Raw genomic sequence first — 22,835 nt, forward strand, 5'->3', positions numbered from 1 at the left:
AACTAGCCTTTCCTACAGAAGTCAGGCTCGCAGCGTGGCGCCGCCGTCCACGTACAGGTCCTGCATGGTGATGTGCCGCGCACGGTCGGAGGCGAGGAAGGTCACGGCGTCCGCGATGTCGGAGGGGTCGGCGACCCGGCCGAGCGGGATGCCGACCCTGAAGGTCGCGGGATCGCCCTCAAGCACGGAGCGCCGGTCGAGCCCGGCCTGCATCACGGTCTCCGTCGAACCGGGGGAGACCACGTTGCAGCGGATGCCGTGCTCGGCGAGTTCGAGCCCGAGGCAGCGGGTGAACATGGCGGAGGCGGCCTTGGAGGCGGCGTAGGCCGCCATCCCCATCCGGGGCACGCCGCCCGCGTTCGACGCCACGGTGATGATCGTCCCGGAACGGCGGGGAACCATCCTGCGCGCGACGGCCCTTGAGACGTGGAAGACGCCCGAGGCGTTCACCGCGAACACCCGGTTCCAGTCGTCCTCGCCGAAGTCCGTCACCGCGCCGGTGCGCAGGATGCCCGCCACGTTGACCAGGACGCCGATCGGGCCGAGGAGGTCCTCGACCTCCGCGACGACCGTCTCCATCCGTGCGGGGTCGGTGACGTCGGCGACCAGCCGGGTCACCTTCTCGTCCCGGTCCTCCCAGGGTTCGGGAAGGAGGTCGACCCCGGCGACGGCGGCCCCCGCGCGGGCGAGCGCGGTCGTCACGGCCGCTCCGATACCTCGTGCGGCACCCGTCACGAGTGCCACGGCACCCGAGAGGCCGGGCTCGTTCATCGCTCTGCCCTCACTGGTCAACTTAGGTAAGCCTAAACTTAGGTAAGCCTAAATTTACCTTCCATGTCCCGACAAGGTCTGTCAAGAGATCGACTGTTGTGATCTGGTTCACACTGGATTGCCCCTTGACGTCCGTCTTGACGGGATAGATCTTAGGTAAGACTTACCTAAGTACTTTAGGTGGATTTTGGGCCCTTCCATTACGCATGCCCTTTTTCTGAGGGGGGCTCAGCCATGCCCAGACACGAGGAGCGGAATGTCGGAACCCCCCGCGGAGAGACCACGGTCTCGGCGGCCACTCGACCTGGTCGGCGTCGGATTCGGTCCGGCCAACCTCGCCCTGGCCGTGGCGTTGCGAGAGCACGGCACGACGGGAACGGCTCTGGAGGCGGCGTTCTTCGAGCGCCGTGAGCGATTCGGCTGGCACCCGGGAATGCTCATCGAAGGGGCGACGCTGCAGGTCTCCTTCCTCAAGGACCTCGCGACCCTCCGCAACCCCGCCAGCGAGTACGGCTTCCTGTTCTACCTGCACGCCAAGGGCAGGCTCGCCGACTTCGTCAACCACAAGACGCTGTTCCCGACCCGCGTCGAGTTCAACGACTACCTGGAGTGGGTCGCCGCGCTGTTCGCCCACCAGGTCACCTACGGCACCACGGTGCGCGGCGCCCGGCCCGTGTGGGACGCCCACGGCGACGCCGGGCGGATCGAGGTCCTCGGCGACGACGGCCAGGTCCTCGGCCACACCCGCAACCTGGTGCTCGCCCCCGGCCTGCGGCCCCGGCTGCCCAAGGGCGTGCACCTGTCCGAGCGCGTCTGGCACAACGCCGACCTGCTGACCCGGCTGGCCGGGCTGCCCCCGCTCACCCGGCGGCGCTTCGCCGTCGTCGGCGCGGGACAGAGCGCCGCGGAGGTCACCGACCACCTGCACCGGACCTACCCGGAGGCCGAGGTCTGCTCGATCTTCACCCGGTACGGCTACAGCCCCGCGGACGACAGCCCGTTCGCCAACCGGATCTTCGACGCCGAGGCCGTGGACGAGTTCCACGCCGCCCCCGAGGACGTCCGGCGATCCCTGCTGGACTACCACGCCAACACCAACTACTCGGTCGTCGACCTCGAACTCATCGAGGAGCTCTACCGGCGCGCCTACCAGGAGAAGGTCGTCGGCCGGGAACGGCTGCGCATCCTCAACGTCTCCCGCGTCGCGGGCCTGGACGAGGTCACCGACGGCGTGCGCGTGCACGTCGACCACCTGGCGACCGGCACGAGCACCGTCCTCGACTGCGACGCCGTGGTCTTCGCCACCGGCTACCGCCCCGTCGACCCGGCCGAACTGCTCGGTGACCTGGCCGGGCACTGCCGCCTCGACGACGAGGGACGGCTGCTGGTCGGCGCCGACTACCGCGTGCTCACCGACCCGTCCGTCAAGGCCGGGATCTACCTGCAGGGCGGCACCGAGTACGCCCACGGCCTGTCGTCCTCCCTGCTGTCCAACGTGGCCGTCAGGGCGGGGGACATCGTCCGCTCGATCGCGGGCGGCCCCCGCGCGAGCGGCCTGCCCGGCGTGGACTCCGCGTCCGTGGCCGCCCTCGGCTAGACAGCCCGCCCCCCGACCACCCGATGAGAAAGCAACGGTCACCCCATGTCGCTGAGCCACGAGCGCGTCCGGGAGGACGTCGCCGACGTCCTGTCCGAGCAGCCGGCCGAGATCTCCGACGACGAGAACCTCCTCGACCGCGGACTCGACTCGATCCGCGTGATGAGCCTCGTCGAACGCTGGCGCGCGGCGGGCGTCAGCACCACCTTCATCGAACTGGCCGAGCAGCCGACCGTCGCCGCCTGGTGGCGGCTCATCAGCGACCGCATGGAGGACGGCGGCCGGTGAGCCGGGCCGACGGCGCCTGAACCACGTTCGGCGGGCCGGGCCGCAGGCGCCCGGGATCCGCCATGGAAGACGAGATCCGAGAAAGAGGTTCCCCTTGCCCGCGGACGTGCTCGCGCTGACCGGCGCGCAGCTGGGCGTCTGGTACGCCCAGCGCCTCGACCCCGCCGACCCGAGCTTCAACGTCGGCCAGTACGTCGAGCTGTGCGGACCCCTCGACCTGGACCTGTTCGGCGAGGCCGTACGGATCGGGGTCGGCGAGACGCAGGCCCTGAACGTGCGGATCGTGGACGGCCCCGACGGGCCGTGGCAGGTGATCGGCGAGGCCGCGGACTGGGACTTCGGCGTCGTCCGCTGCGACCCCGAGGAGGCGCTGCGCGCCATGCGGGCCGACCTCGCGACCCCGGTCGACATCCTGACCGGGCCGCTGGTCGCCGAGACCCTCTACGAGGTCGGCCCCCAGCGTTACCTCTGGTACCAGCGTTTCCACCACATCCTCATGGACGGCTACAGCTTCGCCCTGCTGGCCGGGCGGGTCGCGCAGATCTACACGGCGCTGGCCGCGGGCAGGCCGTACGGGGACAGCCCGTTCGGGCGGCTGGGGGCGGTCGTCGGCCAGGAGGTCGACTACCGGACCTCCGGCGGGCGCGAGCAGGACCGCGACTGGTGGCGCGAGCACCTCGCCGACCGGCCGGAGGTCGCGGAGATCACCTCGGGGACCTCCACGTACGGCTTCCTGCGCGAGCGGGCCGAGTTCCCCGGCCAGGCGCTGCTCGCCGTCGCCAAGGAGGCGGGCGGGACCTGGGCCGACGCGGTGACCGCCGTCACCGCCGCCTACACCTGGCGGATGACCGGCGCCGCGGACGTCGTCCTGGGCATGCCGTTCGCCGGACGGTTCGGCGTGGCGTCGATGCGCGTGCCGGGCATGACGGTCAACGTCCTGCCGGTCAGGCTCCTCCACGAGGCGGAGACGACGCTCACCGGCCTCGTCCGCCAGGCCGCCGCCGAGATCGTCGCCGTCCGGGCCCACCAGCACTACCGGGGTGAGGACCTGCAGCGCGACCTCGACCTGGTCGGCTCGGGACGCAGGCTGTACGGCCCCTCGGTCAACGTCAAGGCCTTCGACTACGAGCTCTCCTTCGCCGGGGTCGACGGCGTCACCCGCAACCTCGCCGCGGGCCCCGTCGACGACCTGGAGTTCTCCTTCTACAAGACCCCCGACGACGTCCTGGTCGTCGAACTCGACGGCAACCCCGGCAGGTGCACGCCCGAGACCCTCAGGGCGCACCTGCGGCGCTTCCTCGCCTTCGCCGACGCCATGGCCGCGGCGCCGAGAACGCCGGTCGCGGAACTGCCGCTGATCACCCCGGCGGAACGCGACCTCGTCGTCGACGGCTGGAACGCCACCGGGACGTCCGTCACCGGCGCGACCCTCGCCGAGGCGTTCCGCGCCCAGGCCCGCAGGACGCCGGAGGCGGTCGCGGTCCGCGACCTGTCCGGCACCGGGAACGGTCTCAGCTTCGCCGAGCTCGACGCCCGCTCCGACCGGCTGGCCGCGCTGCTGCTCGGCAGGGGAGCGGCCCCCGAGCGGACCGTCGCCCTCGAACTGCCCCGCGGCACCGGCATGATCGTCGCCCAGCTCGCCGCCCTCAAGTCCGGCGCCGCCCACCTGGTGCTCCCCACCGACCTGCCGGAGGAACGGCGCGCCTTCCTGCTGGCCGACGCCGGCCCGGTGCTCGTGGTCACCCCGGAGACGCTCGCCGAAGCCGAAGCCGAAGCGGGGGTCCTTCCTGGGGTGACCGTACGGCCCGCCTCGCTGGCGTACGTGCTCTACACCTCCGGCTCGACCGGCCTGCCCAAGGCCGTCGCCGTCACCCACGCCACCCTCGCCAACCTGTGGGAGCACCACCGCGTCACCCTGCACGCCGGACCCCGCAGGAAGGTCGCGCACTCCTACGCCTTCTCCTTCGACTCGGCGTGGGGGCCGTTCCTGTGGATGGTCTCCGGGCACGAACTGGTCGTCCTCGACGAGCACGAACGGCGTGACCCCGCCTCCTTCACCGGGCTCGACGTCATCGACGTCTCCCCGTCGTTCTGCCTGCAACTGGCCGACGCCGACATGCTCGACCGGCCGGGACACCCCGGGCTCGTGCTGCTCGGCGGGGAGGCCGTGCCGCCCGCGCTGTGGCGGCGGCTGCGCGAGACCCCCGGTGTGCGCGCACACAACCTGTACGGCCCGACCGAGTTCACCGTGGACGCCCTGTGGGCCTGGCTCGACGACAGTGAGGAACCGGTCGTCGGCCGTCCCGTCGGCGGGGCCAGGGCCTACGTGCTCGACGCCCGCCTGGCCCCGGTGCCGCCCGGCGTGACCGGGGAACTGTACGTCGCGGGCGGCGGCCTGGCCCGCGGCTACCTGAACCGGCCCGGCCTGACCGCGGAACGGTTCGTCGCCGACCCCTTCCAGCCGGGCGGGCGGATGTACCGCACCGGCGACATGGCCCGCTGGCGCCCCGACGGGACCCTGGAGTTCCACGGCCGCACCGACGACCAGATCAAGATCCGCGGCCACCGCGTCGAGCTGGGCGAGGTCGAGGCCGCGCTGGCGGCCGTGCCCGGCGTCACCCAGGCCGCGGCCGCCGTGCGCGGCGGGCTGCTGACCGGCTACGTCGTCGGCGACGGCCTGGAGGCCGCCCGGGTGCGGGGCACGCTGGCCGCCCGGCTGCCCGGCTACATGGTGCCCGCCGCCGTCGTCGTGCTCGCCGCCCTGCCGCTGACCGGGCACGGCAAGCTCGACCGGCGCGCCCTGCCCGCCCCCGAGTTCACCGCCATGGGCCGCCCGCCGCGCGACGCGACGGAGGAGACGCTCTGCGGGATCTTCGCCGAGGTCCTCGGTCTGCCCGAGATCGGCATCGACGACAACTTCTTCGAGCTGGGCGGCGACAGCATCACCTCCATCCAGGTCTGCGGGCGCGCCCGCAAGGCCGGGCTCGCGGTGACGCCCCGCCAGGTCTTCGAGCTGAGGACCGTCGCCGGTCTGGCCGCCGTCGCGGGAGCCGTACGGCAGGCCCGCCCCGACGACGGCGTGGGGACCGTCCCGCTCACGCCCATCGTCGCCTGGCTGCGCGACCTCGGCGGCTCGGTCACGGCGTTCCGGCACACCGCCTCCGTGGACCTTCCCGAGGGGGTCACCGGCGAGCGGGTGCTTCAGGCGGTGCAGACCCTGCTCGACCACCACGACGCGCTGCGCGCCCGCCTCAACCCCGACTGGACCCTCGACGTCCGGCCCCCCGGCGCGGTCGCCGCCGCCGACGTCGTCGGTACGACCGCCGGCCCCGGGGACGACCTCGACCCGGCGGCGGGCCGCATGGTCGCCTTCACCCACGAACCGGGACGGCTCACCGTCGCCGTCCACCACCTCGTCGTGGACGGCGTCTCCTGGCGTGTCCTGCTGCCCGACCTGCGGGCCGCCCTCGAAGGACGGCCGCTCGAACCGGTCGGCACCTCGCTGCGCACCTGGGCGGCCACCGTGGCCGACCTGGACGTCTCCGGGGAACTGCCCTACTGGACCGGGGTTCTCGACCGGCCGGGACCGAGGCTCGGCGCGCGCAGGCCGGGACCCGGCGACACCGTCGGCACCGCCGTGCGCTCCGTCGTCACCGTGCCGCCGGGCCGTACGGCGCCGCTGCTGGCCGCCGCGGCCCGCTGCCGCGCCGGGATGGACGAGCTGCTGCTGGCCGTCCTGGCCAGGGCCGTCGGCGGGGACGAACTGCTGGTGCAGACCGAGGGGCACGGCCGTGACCTGATCGACGACCTCGACCTGTCGCGCACCGTCGGCTGGTTCACCGTCGAACACCCCGTCCGCGTCCGTCTCGACGGAGCCGCGACCCCGGCCGGCACCCTCAGGAGGGTGAAGGAGGCCGTCAGGTCGGTGCCCGGCGGCGGGCTCGGCTACGGCGTCCTGCGCCACCTGCGCGGACTGCTCGACGGGCTGCCGCAGCCGCAGATCCTGTTCAACTACCTCGGCCGTTTCGCCGCGGGCGCCGCCTTCACCGCCTCCGACGACCCCGCCATGCCCACGCCGTACGCCCTTGAGGTCAACGCCTTCCTGCACGAGACGCCGCAGGGACCCTCGCTGGCCGTCCACCTGTCGAGCCCGCCCGGCGTGCTCGACCTGGACGACCTCGGCGCGCGCTGGGACGCCGCCCTCGACGAACTGGCCGCGACGCCCGACGCGCTCGTCCCGTCCGACCTGCCGCTGGTCGCCCTCACCCAGCGGGAGGTCGACCGCCTGCCCGGGGACGCCGCCGACGTGCTGCCGCTCTCGCCGCTGCAGGAGGGCCTGCTCTTCCACGCCAGCGCCGACGAACTCGACGTCTACACCTCGCTGACCCACCTCGACCTCGAAGGGCCGGTCGACGGGCTGCGCGGGCGGATGGAACGGCTGCTCGCCCGGCACGACAGCCTGCGCGCGGTCTTCCTGTCCGACGGCTTCGACCGGCCCGTCCAGGTCATCCCGGCCCGGGCGGAACTGTCCTGGCGGGAACTCGACCTGTCCGGCGAGCCGGAACGCCTCGACGAGGTCGAACGCGCCGAACTGGCCCACCGCTTCGACCTCACCCGCTCGCCGCTGCTGCGCTGCCTGCTCGTACGGCTCGGCCCTGACCGCCACCGGCTGCTGCTGACCGGCCACCACATCGTCGCCGACGGCTGGTCGACCCCGCTCATCGTGCGCGAACTGGTCTCGGGAACCGCCGAACCGGCGCCGCCGTACCGGGACTACCTGGCCTGGCTGGGCCGCAGGGACATCGAGGCCGACGCCGCGGCCTGGCGCGAGGCGCTGGCCGGGCCGGTCGAACCGACCCTGGTCGGAGGCGCGGAAGCCGCGCGAACCCCCGTCCCGCCGCGTGAGGTGGCCGTCGAACTGCCCGCCGCCGTGGGGGAGCGGCTCGGCGTGTTCGCCAGGCGGCACGGCCTGACCCTCAACACCGTCGTCCAGGGGGCTTGGGCGATCCTGCTCGGCGTGCTCACCGGACGCGACGACGTCGTCTTCGGCGCGACCGTCTCCGGCCGTCCCGCCGACCTCGACGGCGTGGAGAACATGATCGGCCTGTTCAGCAACACCGTCCCCGTCCGGGTGCGGCTCGACCCGGAGGAGGCGGCGCTCGCCGCGCTCACCAGGCTCCAGGCGGAACAGGCCAGGCTGCTCGACCACCAGTACCTCGGCCTGGCCGAGATCCAGGCCCTCGCCGGGGCCGGGACGCTCTTCGACACGCTGCTCGTCTTCGAGAACTACCCGGCCGGGCAGGGCGTGCCCGGCGGCGAGGTCACCGTGACCGGCGCAGGCAACCGGGGCCACACGCACTACCCGCTGACGCTGCTCGTGCTTCCCTCGGGCAACCCGGTGCTCGGCCCCGACGGCGGCGGGCCCCGCTTCGTCCTGGAGTACCGGCCCGACGCGTTCGGCGACGACGAGGCCCGGGTCGTGGCCGCCCGCTTCGCCCGGGTGCTCGCGCAGCTCACCGCGGAGGTCGTCGTCGGCGAGATCGACGTGCTGATCGAACGCGAGAGCGTCCTCGGCGACTGGATCGCCACCGAGGCGGAGATCCCCGCAGGCACCGTCGTGGACGTCTTCGAGGCGCAGGTCGCCGCGACCCCGGACGCGACCGCGGTGGTCTCCGGCACGACCGCCCTGACCTTCGACCAGCTCAACCGGCGCGTCAACCGGCTCGCGCACGCCCTGACCGGGCTCGGCGCCGGGCGGGAGACACTGGTCGCGCTCGCGCTGCCCCGCTCGGCCGACCTGGTCGTCGCGCTGCTGGCCGTGCTGAAGACCGGGGCCGCCTACCTGCCGATCGACCTCGACTACCCGGAGGAGCGGCGGCGGCTCATGCTCGCCGACGCCCGCCCCGTGCTCGTCCTGACCAAGCTCCCGGAGACCGACGACGGCCCGGAGACCGACCCCGTCGTCGAACGCGACCCCGCGCAGCAGGCCTTCGTCATCTACACCTCCGGCTCGACCGGACGCCCCAAGGGCGTGCAGATCGCCCACCACGGCCTGATGAACCTCTACCGCGACCACCGCGACACCGTCTTCGCCAGGGCGGTCGAGGCGGCGGGCGGGCGGCGGCTGCGCGCCGCGCACACCGCGTCCTTCTCCTTCGACTCCTCCTGGGAGCAGCTGCTGTGGCTGCTGTGCGGCCACGAGCTGCACGTCTTCGACGAGGAGACCCGCCGCGACGCCGAGGCGACCGTCGCGCTGGTCGCCGAACGGCGCATCGACACCCTCGACGTCACCCCGACCTTCGCCGAGCAGCTGCTCGACTGCGGCCTGCTCGACGGTGAGCACCGGCCCGTGCTCGTGCTGCTCGGCGGCGAGGCCGTGCCCGACGCGCTGTGGCGCCGCCTGCGTGAGACCCCCGGCGTGCTCGCGCACAACTACTACGGCCCGACCGAGGACACCGTGGACACCCTCGGCGCCGACCTCGCCGACAGCCCCGCCCCGGTCGTCGGACGGCCCATCGCCAACACCCGCGTCTACGTGCTCGACCGCAGGCTGCGCCCGGTGCCGCCGGGCGTCCCCGGCGAGCTGTACATCGCCGGGGCCGGTCTGGCCCGCGGCTACCTGAACCGGCCGGGCCTGACCGCGGAACGGTTCGTCGCCGACCCCCTCAGGTACGGCGAGCGCATGTACCGCACCGGGGACCTGGCCCGCTGGCGGCCCGACGGCACCCTGGAGTTCCTCGGCCGCACCGACGACCAGGTGAAGGTACGCGGCTACCGGATCGAGCTGGGCGAGGTCGAGGCCGCGCTCACCGCACAGCCCGGGGTCTCCCGCGCCGCCGTGATCGTCAGGGACGACCGGCTCGTCGCCTACGTCGTCGCCGACGGGCCGGTCGACCCCGGCGCACTCGGCCTGCCCGCCTATATGGTCCCCGCCGTCGTCACCCTCGACGCGCTGCCGATGAACGTCCACGGCAAGCTCGACCGCGCCGCCCTGCCCGCCCCCGGGGTGAGCCGTACGGCGGGCCGCGCGGCCAGGGACGAACGGGAGGAACTCGTCCGCGGCGTGCTCGCCGACCTGCTCGGCGTGCCCGCGATCGGCGCCGACGACGACTTCTTCGCCCTCGGCGGCCACTCGCTGCTGGCCGCCCGCGCCGTCAACCGCATCCGGCGCGCCCTGGGCACCGGCCTGGCGATCAGGGACCTGTTCGAGGCGCGCACCGTCGCCAGGCTCATGCCCAGGCTCGGCGGCGCCGCCCGCGCGCCGCTCACCCGCATGTCGCGCCCGGAACGGGTGCCGCTCTCGGCCGCCCAGCGCCGCCTGTGGTTCCTGCACCACCTGGAAGGCCCGAGCCCGGTCTACAACATCCCGCTGCGCCTGCACCTGACGCCGGGCGCCGACGCCGCCGCGCTGCGCGCCGCCTGGCACGACGTGACCGGCCGCCACGAGATCCTGCGCACCGTCTACCCGGACGCCGAAGGCACGCCGTACCAGGTGGTCCTGGACGTCCGGCCGCCGCTGACGACCGTGGCGAGCACGGCGGAGCGGCTGGCGGACGACCTCGCCGAGGCCGAGGAGTACGGCTTCGATCTGCCCGCAGAGCCGCCGCTGCGCGGGACGCTGTTCACCCTCGGCGACGGACGGCTCGTCCTGTCGGCCGTCTTCCACCACATCGCCAGCGACCAGTGGTCGGAGGGGGTGTTCCTGCGCGACCTGGCGAGCGCCTACGAGGCAAGGCTGGCCGGGCGGGAACCGGAGTGGCCCGACGTCCTGCAGTACGCCGACCACACCCTCTGGCGCCGGGACGTCCCCACCGAGGAGGACGAACGCCACTGGCGGGAGGCGCTGGCGGGCATCCCCGACGAGCTGGCGCTGCCCTACGACCGGCCCAGGCCGCACACCCCGACCCACCGGGGCGCGACCGTACGGCTCCGCCTGCCCGACGACGTCCACCGGGGCGTCGCGGCGCTGGCCGGGCGCGGCGGCGCGACCCCCTTCATGGTGCTGCAGGCCGCCGTCGCCCTCCTGCTGGGCAGGCTCGGCGGCGGGGACGACATCCCGCTCGGCGTACCCGTGGCGGGCCGCCCCGACGAGGCCCTCGACGACGTCATGGGCCTGTTCGTCAACACGCTCGTGCTGCGCGCCGACCTGTCGGGCGATCCGTCGTTCGACACGCTGCTCGGCCGGGTGCGCCAGACGGAACTGGCCGCGCTCGCCCACCAGGACCTGCCGTTCGAGCGGCTCGTCGACATCGTCGCCCCCACCAGGTCACTGGCCAGGCACCCGCTGTTCCAGGTCATGACCCAGTACCACCGGGCGGAACCCGCCGTCGCCCTCGGCGAGCTCGAACCCGACCTGAGCGTCCACGCCCGCTTCGACCTGGCCTTCAACGCCGTGGACGACGGCGAGGCCACGCACCTGTCGATCATCTACGCCCGCGACCTGTTCGACGACGCGACCGCCCACCTGCTCGGCGACCGGCTCGTCCACGTGCTGCGCCAGGTGCTGGCCGACCCGGCGCTGACCGTCGGCGCGGTCGACGTGCTGTCCCCCGCCGAACGCGGCCGGATCACCGGCGAGTGGAACGACACCGCCCGCGAGGTGCCCTCCGGCACGCTCAGCCGCCGCATCACCGCCCAGGCCCGCCGTACCCCGGACGCCCTGGCCGTGGCCGCCCCCGAGGGGCCTGAGGGGAGGACCTGGCTTGAGCTGACCTACGCCGAGCTGGAACGGCGCGCCGACCGGCTGGCCTGGGAACTCGCCGAGGGCGGCGCCGGTCCCGAGACGATCGTCGCGGTCTCCGTCCCCCGCTCGGCGGAGCTGATGGTCGCGCTGCTGGCCGTGCTGAAGACCGGGGCGGCCTACCTGCCGATCGACCCCGACTATCCGGCGCGGCGGCGTGAGCTGATGCTCGACGACGCCCGCCCCGTCCGGCTGCTGACGGCCGCCGACGTCCCCCGTGAGGGCGGGGACCGGCCCTTCCCCGACGCCTCGGCCCCCGGCGGCCCGGCCTACGTGATCTACACCTCCGGCTCGACGGGACGGCCGAAGGGCGTGGTGGTCGAGCACCGGGCGATCGTCAACCGCCTGGCCTGGATGCAGGCCGAGTACGGCCTCACCCCGGACGACCGGGTGCTGCAGAAGACCCCCGCCGGGTTCGACGTGTCGGTGTGGGAGTTCTTCTGGGCGCTCTGCGAGGGCGCCGCCGTGGTCCTGGCCGCGCCCGGCGACCACCGCGACCCCGCCAGGCTCGTCCGGCTCATCCGGGAGCGGTCCGTCACGGTCGCCCACTTCGTGCCGTCCATGCTGCGGGCCTTCCTGACCGACCCCGGCGTGCCCGGCTGCGTGAGCCTGCGCCACGTCGTCTGCTCCGGCGAGGCGCTGCCCGCCGACCTGGCCGCCGACTTCAGGAGGGCGCTCGGCGCCGGGCTGCACAACCTGTACGGCCCGACCGAGGCCGCCGTGGACGTCACCTACCAGGAGTACACCGGTGACCCCGGAGCCGCCACGGTCCCGATCGGCCGCCCGGTGTGGAACACCGGCGTCCACGTGCTGGACGCCGCGCTGCGCCCGGTGCCGGTCGGCGTCCCCGGCGAGCTGTACCTGTCGGGCGTCCAGCTCGCCCGCGGCTACCTCAACCGGCCGGGCCTGACCGCCGAACGGTTCGTCGCCGACCCGTCCGGGCACGGCGAGCGCATGTACCGCACCGGGGACCTGGCCCGCCGGCGCCCCGACGGCACCGTCGAGTTCCTCGGCCGCACCGACGACCAGGTGAAGATCCGCGGGCAGCGGATCGAGCTGGGCGAGGTCGAGGCCGCGCTGCGCGCCCTTCCCGGCGTACGGCAGGCCGCCGCGGCCGCCGTCGAGGGCCGCCTGATCGGCTACGTCGTCGGTGCTTCGGACGGTGCCCCCGACGGTGCGCTCGACCCGGCGGCGCTCCGCGCCGAACTGGCCTCGTGTGTCCCCGGCCAGCTCGTGCCCTCGGTGATCGTGCCGATCGACGCGCTGCCGCTCTCCGTCAACGGCAAGCTCGACCGCCGCACGCTGCCCGTCCCCGCCGCGCCCGAGGCGCCCGCCGCCGCGAAGCCCGCCAGGCCCGGCGAGGAGACCATGGCCGCCGCCTTCGCCGAGGTGCTCGGCCTGGGCGCGGTCGGCGTCGACGACGACTTCTTCGGCCTCGGCGGCGACAGCATCATGTCCATCACCCTGGTCGCCAGAGCCCGCGCCGCCGGGCTGACGATCACCGCCAAGGACGTCTTCGAGCACCCGACCGTCGCCGGGCTCGCGGCCGTCGCCACGGCGGCGGAGCCCGCCGCCGCGGCGCCTGCGGAACCCGAGGAGGAGGCGGGCGGCCCGCTGCCGCTGCTGCCCGTCATGCACTGGCTGCGCGAACAGGGCGTCCCGGTCGAGGACGTGCACCAGGCCAGGCTGCTGCGGGTGCCGCCCGCGCTCGGCGTCGAGCGGATCACCGCCGCCTTCGACGTCCTCGCCCGCCGCCACGACGCGCTGCGGCTGCGCCTGGCCAGGCCGCACCCCGCGATCTGGTCGGCGGAGATCACCCCTGAGGCGGCCCCCTTCGAGGTGCGCCGGGTCACCGGCCTGGCCGGTCTCGAAGCCGAGTACCGCGCCGCCGTCGGACGGCTCGACCCGGCGACCGGCGCGGTCGTCCAGGTCGTCTGGTTCGACCTCGGCGAGGAGCCGGGCCGCCTGCTCGTCGTCGCCCACCACCTCGTGGTGGACGGCGTCTCCTGGCGCTTCCTGCTGCCCGACCTGGCAGCCGCCGTCGAGGGCCGCGACCCCGCCCCCGTCCCCGTCTCCCTGCGCCGCTGGTCACGGCGGCTGAGCGAGGAGGCGCACACCCCCGGGCGGCTCGCCGAACTCGACCACTGGCTGGCGGCCGTCGCCCCCGGCGCCACCCGCCTGGCGGTGACGCCCCAGGCGTCCCCGGTGTCCGCTACGGCGCCCGCCACGCACGAGACCGTCCTGGACACCGCGCTCACCCGGAGCCTGCTTTCGGCCAGGGGCGGGATGAACGCGCTGCTGCTCACCGCGCTCGCCCTGGCCCTGCCCGGCGACGGCCCGGCCCTGGTCGAGCTGGAGGGCCACGGCCGCGAACACGCCGAACTCGACCTGTCGCGCACCGCGGGCTGGCTCACCGCCGTCCACCCGGTACGTCTCGACCCCGGGGCCCCCGGCGGCACAGCCGGCACGGTCACGGCGTTCAAGCGGATCAGGGAACAGCTGGCCGCGGTGCCCGACGGCGGCCTCGGCTACGGCCTGCTGCGTCACCTCAACCCGCAGACGGCCGCCGTGCTCGCCGCCGCGCCCCGCCCGGAGATCCTGTTCAACTACCTGGGCAGGTTCGGCGTCGGCGGCGCCGAGGACTGGGGCATCGCCGACGAGACGCTCCCCGAGATCGGGACCGGCGCCTCGCCGTACGGGCTTGAGGTGGACGCCGTCACCCAGGACAGGCCCGAGGGGCCGACGCTGCGGGTCACCTGGACCTCGGCCGTCCTCGACGGCGCGGAACTGGCCGGTCTGGCCGGGCGCTGGGAGGCGGCGCTGGCCGAACTCGGCGCCCCCGGCGCCCTCGACGACGCGCTGACCCCCTCCGACCTGCCGCTGGTCTCCCTCACCCAGGCGCAGATCGACGAGCTGCCCCCCGGCACGGCCGAGGTGCTGCCGCTCGCGCCGCTGCAGGAGGGCCTGCTCTTCCACGCCACCGTGGACGAGGGCGCGCTCGACGTCTACACCGTGCAGAACTTCCTCGAACTGCGCCGCCCGATGGACGCCGGACGGCTGCGCGAGGCCTGGCGGCGGCTGACCGCCCGCCACCCCAACCTGCTGGCCGGGTTCCGGTACGACGGCCTCGACCGGGCCGTCCAGTTCGTGCCCAGGACGGCGGAGCTGCCGCTGACCGAGATCGACCTGACCGGCCTCACCGGGCGGCCCCTCACCGGGCAGGAGGCGCGGGCGGAGGGCATCGACCTCGGCTTCCTCACCGACCCGGCGCAGCGGGACGCGGTCGCGCGGATCCTGACCGAGGACCGCGCCAGGCGCTTCGACCTGACCAGGCCGCCGCTGGTGCGCTTCACCCTGGTCAGGCTGGCCCCCGACCACCACCTGCTGGTCATGATCCACCACCACATCCTGTGGGACGGTTGGTCGGAGGGGCTGTTCCTGCGGGAGCTGTTCGACCTGTACGACGGGCGAGAGCCCGAGCGGGTCACCCCCTACCGGGACTATCTGGCCTGGCTGTCGCGGCAGGACACCGGCGCCGCGTTCGAGGCCTGGAAGCAGGCCCTGGCCGGGCTCGCCGAGCCGACGCTGCTGGCCCCCACCGGGGGCGAGCTGACCGCGGTCGTGCCCGACGCCGTGCTGGCCGAACTGCCCGACGGGTTCGGCCCGAGCCTGGTCGCCCAGGCCAGACGGCACGGCCTGACACTCAGCACCCTGCTGACCGCCGCCTGGGGCATGGTCCTGGCCGGGGTCACCGGCCGCTCCGACGTCGTGTTCGGCAGCACCGTCTCAGGACGGCCCGCCGAGATCCCCGGCGTCGAGTCGACCATCGGCCTGTTCCTCAACACCGTCCCCGTGCGGATCACCCTCGACGCCGACGAGTCCCTCCTGGACCTGCTCACCCGCCTGCAGCGCGGCCGCTCCGCCGTACTGGCCCACGAACACCTCGGGCTCGGCGAGATCCAGCGGGCGGCGGGACTCGGCCAGCTCTTCGACACCCTGTACGTGCTGCGCAACTTCGGCGACGACGAGGAGGAACGCCTGCGCGTCACCGCCTCCTACGGCATCGCCGAGATGGACAGCGTGGACGGCACCCACTACCCGCTGACCCTCGTCGTCACCCCGGACGAACGGCTCAAGGTGTCGCTGGCCTACCGGCCCGACGTGTTCGACCGGCCGCTCGCCGAGGCGATGCTCGCCCGCTTCACCCGACTGCTCGAACAGATCGCCGGGGACCTGACGACACCCGTCGGCCGTCTCGACCCGCTCGGGCCGGACGAACGACGGCTGGTACTCCAGGAATGGAACGCCACCGATCACCCGCTGCCGGACAAGACCGTGGCTCGCCTCCTGGAGGAACAGGCCGCGCGCACCCCCGGCGCCGTCGCGCTGGTCTTCGGCAGGGAACGCCACACCTACGCCGAGCTCAACGCCCGCGCCAACCGCATCGCCAGGATGCTGGTCGGCAGGGGCGCCGGGCCGGAGCGGATCGTCGGGCTCGCGCTGCCGCGCTCGGCCGACATGGTCGCCGCGCTGTTCGCGGTGCTCAAGACCGGCGCCGCCTACCTGCCGCTCGACCTGGACTACCCGGCCGACCGGATCGAGCACATGATCGACGACGCCGGGCCGGTGTGCGTGCTGCGCCCCGGGGACCTGGACGGCCTGGACGGGCTGCCCGGCGACGACCTGGGCCTGGAGTTCCCGCTGAGCCACCCGGCGTACGTCATCTACACCTCGGGCTCGACGGGGAGGCCGAAGGGCGTCGTCGTGCCGTACGCGGGCCTGACCAACATGCAGTTCAACCACCGCAGCGAGATCTTCGACCCGGTCGTGGCCTCGGCGGGCCGGCGGCTGCGGATCGCGCACACCGTCTCCTTCTCCTTCGACATGTCGTGGGAGGAACTGCTGTGGCTCGTCGAGGGGCACGAGGTGCACGTCCTGGACGAGGAGATGCGCCGCGACGCGCAGTCGCTCACCGCCTACTGCGCCGAGCACCTCGTCGACGTCGTCAACGTCACCCCCTCCTACGCCCAGCAACTCGTCGAACACGGCCTGCTCGAAGGGCACGTCCCGCCGCTGGTGCTGCTCGGCGGCGAGGCCGTCGGCCACGCCCTGTGGGAGACGCTGCGCACCACGGAGGGGACACTCGGCTACAACCTGTACGGCCCGACCGAGTACACGATCAACACCCTCGGCGGCGGCACCGGCGACAGCGTCACCCCCATCGTCGGCCGCCCGATCTGGAACACCCGCGTCTACGTGCTGGACGACCGGCTGCGCCCGGTCCCCGTCGGCGTCGCGGGCGAGCTGTACGTCTCCGGGATCGGCCTGGCCCGCGGCTACCTGAACCGGCCCGGCCTCACCGCGGAGCGCTTCGTCGCCGACCCCTTCCAGGACGGCGAGCGCATGTACCGCACCGGCGACGTCGTGCGCTGGCGCGGCGACGGCAACCTCGACTTCCTCGGCAGGGCCGACGACCAGCTGAAGATCCGTGGATTCCGGGTCGAACCCGGCGAGATCGAGGCCGTCATCGCCGCCGAACCCGGCGTCGGCCAGGTGGCGGTCGTCGCCCAGCCGGGCCCGGTCACCCGCCTGGTCGCCTACGTCGTGCCCTCGGGGGACGGCCCCGGCGACCTGGCGGCGTCCCTGCGGGAGCTGCTGCCCGGCTACATGGTGCCCTCGGCGTTCGTCACCCTCGACGAGTTGCCGCTGACCATCAACGGCAAGCTCGACCGCAAGGCGCTGCCCGCCCCGGACTTCGCCGCCGCCGTCTCCTCCCGCGAGCCGCGCGACGAACGCGAAGCCGCCCTGTGCCGGGTCTTCGCCGAGGTGCTCGGCCTGCCCAGGGTCGGCGTCGACGACAGCTTCTTCGAACTCGGCGGCCACTCGCTGCTGGCCATGCGGCTGGCCGCCAGGATCAGGACGGAGCTCGGCACGCCGCTCAAGCTGGCCACCGTCATGGCCGCCCCGACCCCGGCGGAGCTGGCCGTACGGCTGGCCGGGGGAGCGCCGGGCGGATTCGACGTGATCCTGCCACTGCGCGCCTCGGGCGACCTGCCGCCGCTGTTCTGCGCGCACCCGCCCGCCGGGTTCGCCTGGCTGTACGGCGGGCTGCTGCCCCACCTCGACCCGCGCAGGCCCCTGTACGGCATCCAGGCGCCCCAGCTGACCGGGGAGGACTTCGCCCCGGCGACCATCCGCGACCTGGGCCGGGCCTACGCCGACCGGATCGCCGCCGTCCAGCCCGCCGGGCCGTACCACCTGTTCGGCTGGTCCTTCGGCGGGCAGGTCGCCTACGCGATCGCCACGGCGCTGCGCGAGAGGGGGCAGGAGGTCGCCTTCCTCGGCGTGCTCGACACCTTCCCGATGGACGCCGAGGAGGAGCCGAGCCGCACCCCGCAGGAACTGGACGAGCTCAGCCGGGCCGAGACCGAGGAGTTCCTGCAGGGGCTGCGCGAGTCGGCGGGTGTGCTCGCCGACTTCGACGACGCCACGGTGCGGGCCATCGCGACCGTCCACCGCGCCTGCATGGACCTGCTGCTCGGCGCGGACTACGCCCGCTACGACGGCGACCTGCTCGTCGTCACCGCCACCAAGGACCGGGTGGAGACCGGTGACCACCTGCAGTGGGCCGCCCACGTGGACGGGGAGATCGTCAACCACGACGTGGACTTCACCCACGCGGAACTGCTCACCCCCAGGGCGCTCACCGTGATCGGCCCCATCGTGAACCGCGCGCTCAACGAGATCCAGACCACGAGACCAGCACAGGAGAACCTCCGATGACCAATCCCTTCGAAGACGCCGACGCCCGCTACCTGGTGCTGGTGAACGCCGAGGGGCAGCACTCGCTGTGGCCCGCCTTCGCCGACGTGCCCGGCGGCTGGGAGAGCGTCCACGGCCCGGCCTCCCGCGCTGACTGCCTGGCCTACGTCGAGGCCAACTGGACCGACATGCGCCCGAAGAGCCTCGTCGCCGAGATGGGCGGCTGAGCTTGCCGCTCTCCGATTCCTCCTCACCCCGGCCACCCCGGCCCTCCTCGCTGCTGCGCCAGTGCCTGCTGGCGCAGCGGCGCACCCTGGCCGCCGCCGTCGTCTCGGCCGTCGTCAGGCAGGTCGCGCTGCTGGCCATCCCCTGGTGCGTGCAGCGCGCCGTCGACGACGGCATCTCCCGCTCCGACGTCGGTACCACGATCACCTGGGCGCTGGCCGTCCTGGCCGCCGCCGCGGTCCAGTGGGCCGGGCTCGCCGGCTGGCAGTGGTGGGCGAACCTGGCCGACGCCCGGGCGGGCGTCACGCTGCGGCACCGCCTGGTCCGGCACGTCGCCGCGCTCGGCGACGACGACCTGGCCGGGCGGGGCGGCCGGGGCGACCTGGCCATGAGCGTGACCCGGGATGTGGACCTGGTGCGCATCTGGGTGCACGGCCTGACCACCTGGGCGGTCATCGCCACCACGTTCGCGGTCGTGCTGCCCGCCCTGGCCACGCTCGAACCCGTCCTGCTCTACGTGACGCTCGCCATGATCCCGCCGCTGATCCTGGTCAACGTGGTGTTCTCCCGCAGGTTCGAGCCCGCGCTCGCCGAGTTGTCCGACGCGCACGCCGCCCGCGCCGACGCCGTCGCGGACCTGCTGACCGTCGGCGGCGCGCTGCGCGGCCTCGGCGGCGCCGACGTCCTGCTCGGCAGGCACCGCGCGCACAGCGCCCGCGTCACGGAGACGACCATGCGCGCCGCCCGGATCTCGGCGACCTGGTCGGCGCTCGGGCCGATGATCCCCCGCCTGGCGGTGGTCGCCGGGATCGGCTTCGGCGGCATAGCGGTGCTCGCCGGAGACCTCACCGTCGGCGGCCTCGTCGCGTTCACCACGTGGATGGTCACGCTCACCCTGGCCGTCGGCGTGGCCGTCGAACGCTTCGCCGACCGGGGCCAGGCCGTCGTCGCCGCCCGCCGCATCGCCGAGGTCCTCGCGCTGCGCCCGGCGCTCGACCGGCCGTCCGACCCCCTCCCGCTGCCCGCGGACGCCGTCCTCGCCTGCGAGGACGTGACGGTCGTCCGAGACGGGCGGCGGGTGCTCGGCCCGCTGTCGCTTTCGGTGAAGCCGGGGGAGCTGCTGGCCGTGACCGGGCCGAGCGGCTCGGGCAAGTCGACGCTGCTGCGGCTGCTGTGCCGTCGCGCCGACCCCTCGGAGGGGACCGTCTCCTACGGCGGCCTCGACCTGCGCGCCGCCGACCCCGACGAGGTGGCGGCGAGCCTGGTCCTGGTCTCCCAGCGGCCCGTGCTGGTCTCCGGGACCGTCGCCGACAACCTGAGGCTCGGCCGTGACCTGGACGAGGACGACCTGCGTGCCGCCTGCCACACCGCGGCCATCGACCTGCCTCTCGACGCGGAGGTCGGCGAGCGCGGCGGGGCCCTGTCCGGCGGCCAGGTGAAACGGCTCGCCCTCGCCCGCGCCCTGCTCGGCCGACCGGCCGTGCTGCTGCTCGACGACGTCACCTCCGCCCTCGACGAGACGACGGAGGCGCACGTCCTGGACCGGCTGCGCCGCTGGTCGCCGCGGACCGCCGTCGTCTTCGTGACCCACAGGGCCGCGGTCGCGGACGCCGCCGACCGTGTGCTCGACCTCACCGGAGCGGAGGTCTCCCATGGCTGAGGTCGTCATGCTGTCCGACGAGCCGTCCACCAGGAGGCTGCTGCGCCGCGCCTGGCCGTACCTGCGGCCGCACTCGGGCAGGATCCTGCTCGCGCTGCTGCTCAGCCTGGCCGAGAGCGCCGCGCTGGTCGCCCTGGCGCCGTTCATCGGCCTGGCCGTCGAGGCGCTGACCGAAGGCGACCGCGACCGGCTGCTCACGGCCGTCGCGCTGCTGGCCGGGCTCGTCGTCGCGCAGGCGCTGCTGGCCAGGTTCGCCGCGACCACCCTGGCCGACGCGGGAGAGCGGGTCGCCAGGGAACTGCGCGAACGCGCCGCGGAACGACTCGCCGGGGCGCCGCTGCGCTTCATCGAGGCGCACCGCGACGGCTCGCTGCTGCAGCGCGCCACCGGGGAGATCGCCGAGCTGGCCATGTTCGTCCGCACCGCGCTGCCGAACCTGCTCGGCGTCACCGCGACGCTGGCCTTCACCGCCGTCGTGCTGCTCGGCTACTCCTGGCCGCTGACCCTCGTGGTCGTCGCGGTCTTCCTGCCCCCGGCGCTGCTGATCACCCGCTGGTTCGCCAAGGACGCCGGTTCCGCGTTCGGCGCGCACGCCGGGGCGGAGGCGACCATGGCGGGCACCTTCGCCGAGACCCTCGACGCGCGTGAGGAACTGCGCTCCGCGGGCGGCATGCCCGCCTGGCTGGCCCGTTTCGACCGGGACAACCTGGCCGCCCTCCTCACCCAGCGCCGCACGGTCGTGGTGGAGAACAGGATCGGCGCGATCACCCTGGTCGAGGGGGCGGCGATGGCCGTGCTCCTGGGCTTCGGTGCCTGGCTGGCCGTCGGAGGGCATCTGAGCGTCTCCACCGCGGTCGTCTTCGTGCTGGCCGGGCGCAACCTGTTCGAGGGGTTCGGCGACCTGTCCCAGCTCGCGGGGGAGATGCAGACCGTGAGGGCCGGGCTGGCCCGGCTGCTCGACCTGCTGTCGGCGGGCGCCCCCGAGCCGGGCGGGGACCGGCCGCTGCCCGCCAGGGGAGAGCTGCTGGCCGAGGAGGTCACCTTCCGCTACGAGGACGAGACAGAGGTGCTGCGCGGGGTCTCGGTGCGTTTCGCAGAGAACGCCCACGCCGGGCTCGTCGGGGAGACCGGATCGGGCAAGACGACCCTGTCCAAGCTCCTCAGCGGCCTCTACCGGCCCGACTCGGGGCGGGTCACCTTCGGCGGCGTCGATCTCGGCGAGGCCTCGCCGGAGGAGGTGCGCAGACGCATCGCCCTCGTGCCGCAGGAGGTCCACATGGTCTCCGGCTCGGTCGCCGACAACCTCGCCCTCGCCAGGGGCGAGCCGGGACGCGCCGAGATGGAGGCGGCCTTCGAGACCCTGGGGATCGGCGCGTTCCTCCGAGGGCTGCCCCGGGGGCTGGACACCCCCGCCGGGGACCTGTCGGCGGGGGAGAGGCAGATCCTCGGGCTGGTCAGGGCCGTGCTCGCCGACCCGGCCGTGCTCATCCTCGACGAGGCGACCGCCGACGTCGACCCGGTCACGGCCCGCAGCCTGGAGACGGCGCTCGCCCGGCTGCGCGACGAGCGCGCGCTCATCGTCATCGCCCACCGTCCCGCGACCATCGAGCTGCTGCCACGGCTGGTCGGGCTGCGCGCGGGCGCGCTCGACCCCCGGTACGAGAACTGACCGGGGCCGCCCGTAGCCGGGTGACGGGCGGCCTCGACTTGACGTGAAGGAAACCTGACTCTTTACTTAGGTTTGCCTTACCTAACAATAGTGATCCAGGAGACGCGGGATGCATCTCACCAGGGCCGTTCTCGGCCTCCTCACCGCCGGGCTGGTCGCCCTGACCACCGCGTGCGGTCCCTCCTCGGCCCCCTCCCCGGGCTCGGCGAGCGACCCCTCGGGGGCACCCGCCGCCACCAGGACCGTCCAGACCGTCCACGGCGCCGTCCAGGTCCCCACCGAGCCCAAGAGAGTCGTCTCCCTGCTCAACACCACCGCGGCCGTCCTCGAACTGGGCATCACCCCCATCGCGGTCCTCCAGGAGGCCGAGAGCGACTACTCGCCCGAGGACTGGGCGAAGGTCAAGACCATCCCCGTCATCGGGACCGACGAGACGTCGATCAACTACGAGCAGCTCGCCCAGCTCCAGCCCGACCTCATCGTCAGCACCCAGCGCAGGGAGGAGGACTTCGGCTACGACAAGCTCAGCGCCATCGCGCCGACCGCCTTCTTCGTGACGGAGAACCCGGCCGACGTCCGCAAGGCCCTGCCCGAGATCGCCGACGCGCTGGGTAAGAAGGACGCGATGGCCGGGAAGATCGCCGAGTACGAGGCGAAGATCGCCGAGATCAAGTCCAAGTACTCCGCCGTCCTGGAGAAGACCACCTGGGACTACGTCGAGGGCGGCCCCGAGGGCTTCGTCGCCAACTCCCCGGTCTCCTGGCCCGGCCTGTTCATGGAGGAGACCGGCCTGAAGTTCTCCAAGGTCGCGACCGACGAGCGCGCCAACCGTGGCGTCCGGCTCTCCTACGAGCAGATCTCCCGCTTCAAGGACACCTCCGTCCTGCTGTACGGCGCGCAGCCCGACGGCAGCGTCGACCCCGCGACGCAGAAGCTGCTCGACCAGGGATCGTGGAAGCTGCTGCCCGCCGCGAAGGAGGGGCACGTCTACCCGATCAAGTACGGCTACCAGTACAGCTACAAGGGCGTCCTGGAGATCGTCGGCCAGCTCGAAGCCATCCTCGCCAAGCTCGCCTAGGGATCGTCAGTTCACAAGGACGTTCACCGGAGCGTTCACAAGGAG

Annotated in this window: 8 protein-coding genes; 7 read left to right on the top strand and 1 reads right to left on the bottom strand. The window is 73.7% G+C overall.

Going from position 1 to position 22,835, the window contains the following annotated elements; all coding sequences use genetic code 11:
• Nucleotides 1-21 precede the first annotated feature (21 nt).
• Nucleotides 22-771: a 2,3-dihydro-2,3-dihydroxybenzoate dehydrogenase gene (locus ABZ463_RS00505; protein ID WP_352009147.1), complete on the bottom strand. Its 750-nt coding sequence runs from the start codon at nucleotides 769-771 to the stop codon at nucleotides 22-24.
• Between the two features lie 256 nt (nucleotides 772-1,027).
• On the opposite strand from ABZ463_RS00505, the gene ABZ463_RS00510 reads away from it, so the two are divergent.
• The 7 genes from ABZ463_RS00510 to ABZ463_RS00540 all read left to right on the top strand — a co-directional run bounded on the left by ABZ463_RS00510 (nucleotide 1,028) and on the right by ABZ463_RS00540 (nucleotide 22,790).
• The gene (locus tag ABZ463_RS00510; RefSeq protein ID WP_352009148.1) at nucleotides 1,028-2,368 is read left to right on the top strand and encodes a lysine N(6)-hydroxylase/L-ornithine N(5)-oxygenase family protein; all 1,341 of its coding nucleotides are present in this window, start codon (nucleotides 1,028-1,030) and stop codon (nucleotides 2,366-2,368) included.
• Nucleotides 2,369-2,413: 45 nt separating this feature from the next.
• Complete coding sequence (locus ABZ463_RS00515; protein ID WP_352009149.1) at nucleotides 2,414-2,656, top strand: phosphopantetheine-binding protein; 243 nt, start codon at nucleotides 2,414-2,416, stop codon at nucleotides 2,654-2,656.
• Between the two features lie 94 nt (nucleotides 2,657-2,750).
• Nucleotides 2,751-18,179, top strand: a complete 15,429-nt coding sequence (locus ABZ463_RS00520; protein ID WP_362771659.1) for an amino acid adenylation domain-containing protein — start codon at nucleotides 2,751-2,753, stop codon at nucleotides 18,177-18,179.
• On the top strand, nucleotides 18,176-18,385 hold the full coding sequence (locus tag ABZ463_RS00525) for an MbtH family protein (RefSeq protein ID WP_352009151.1): 210 nt from the start codon (nucleotides 18,176-18,178) through the stop codon (nucleotides 18,383-18,385). Before ABZ463_RS00520 ends, ABZ463_RS00525 begins: the two co-directional genes overlap by 4 nt.
• Nucleotides 18,386-18,387: 2 nt before the next feature.
• Complete coding sequence (locus tag ABZ463_RS00530; protein WP_362771661.1) at nucleotides 18,388-20,043, top strand: ABC transporter ATP-binding protein; 1,656 nt, start codon at nucleotides 18,388-18,390, stop codon at nucleotides 20,041-20,043.
• Nucleotides 20,036-21,712 carry an ABC transporter ATP-binding protein gene (locus ABZ463_RS00535; protein WP_352009153.1) on the top strand — a complete coding sequence of 559 codons (1,677 nt, stop codon included), beginning with the start codon at nucleotides 20,036-20,038 and terminating at the stop codon, nucleotides 21,710-21,712. The genes ABZ463_RS00530 and ABZ463_RS00535 overlap by 8 nt, the downstream gene beginning before the upstream one ends.
• Before the next feature lie 109 nt (nucleotides 21,713-21,821).
• The gene (locus ABZ463_RS00540) at nucleotides 21,822-22,790 is read left to right on the top strand and encodes an ABC transporter substrate-binding protein (RefSeq protein ID WP_362771663.1); all 969 of its coding nucleotides are present in this window, start codon (nucleotides 21,822-21,824) and stop codon (nucleotides 22,788-22,790) included.
• Nucleotides 22,791-22,835: the final 45 nt, after the last annotated feature.

It is taken from the genome of Streptosporangium sp. NPDC020145 (genome assembly GCF_040631275.1).
Classification (GTDB): Bacteria; Actinomycetota; Actinomycetes; order Streptosporangiales; family Streptosporangiaceae; genus Streptosporangium.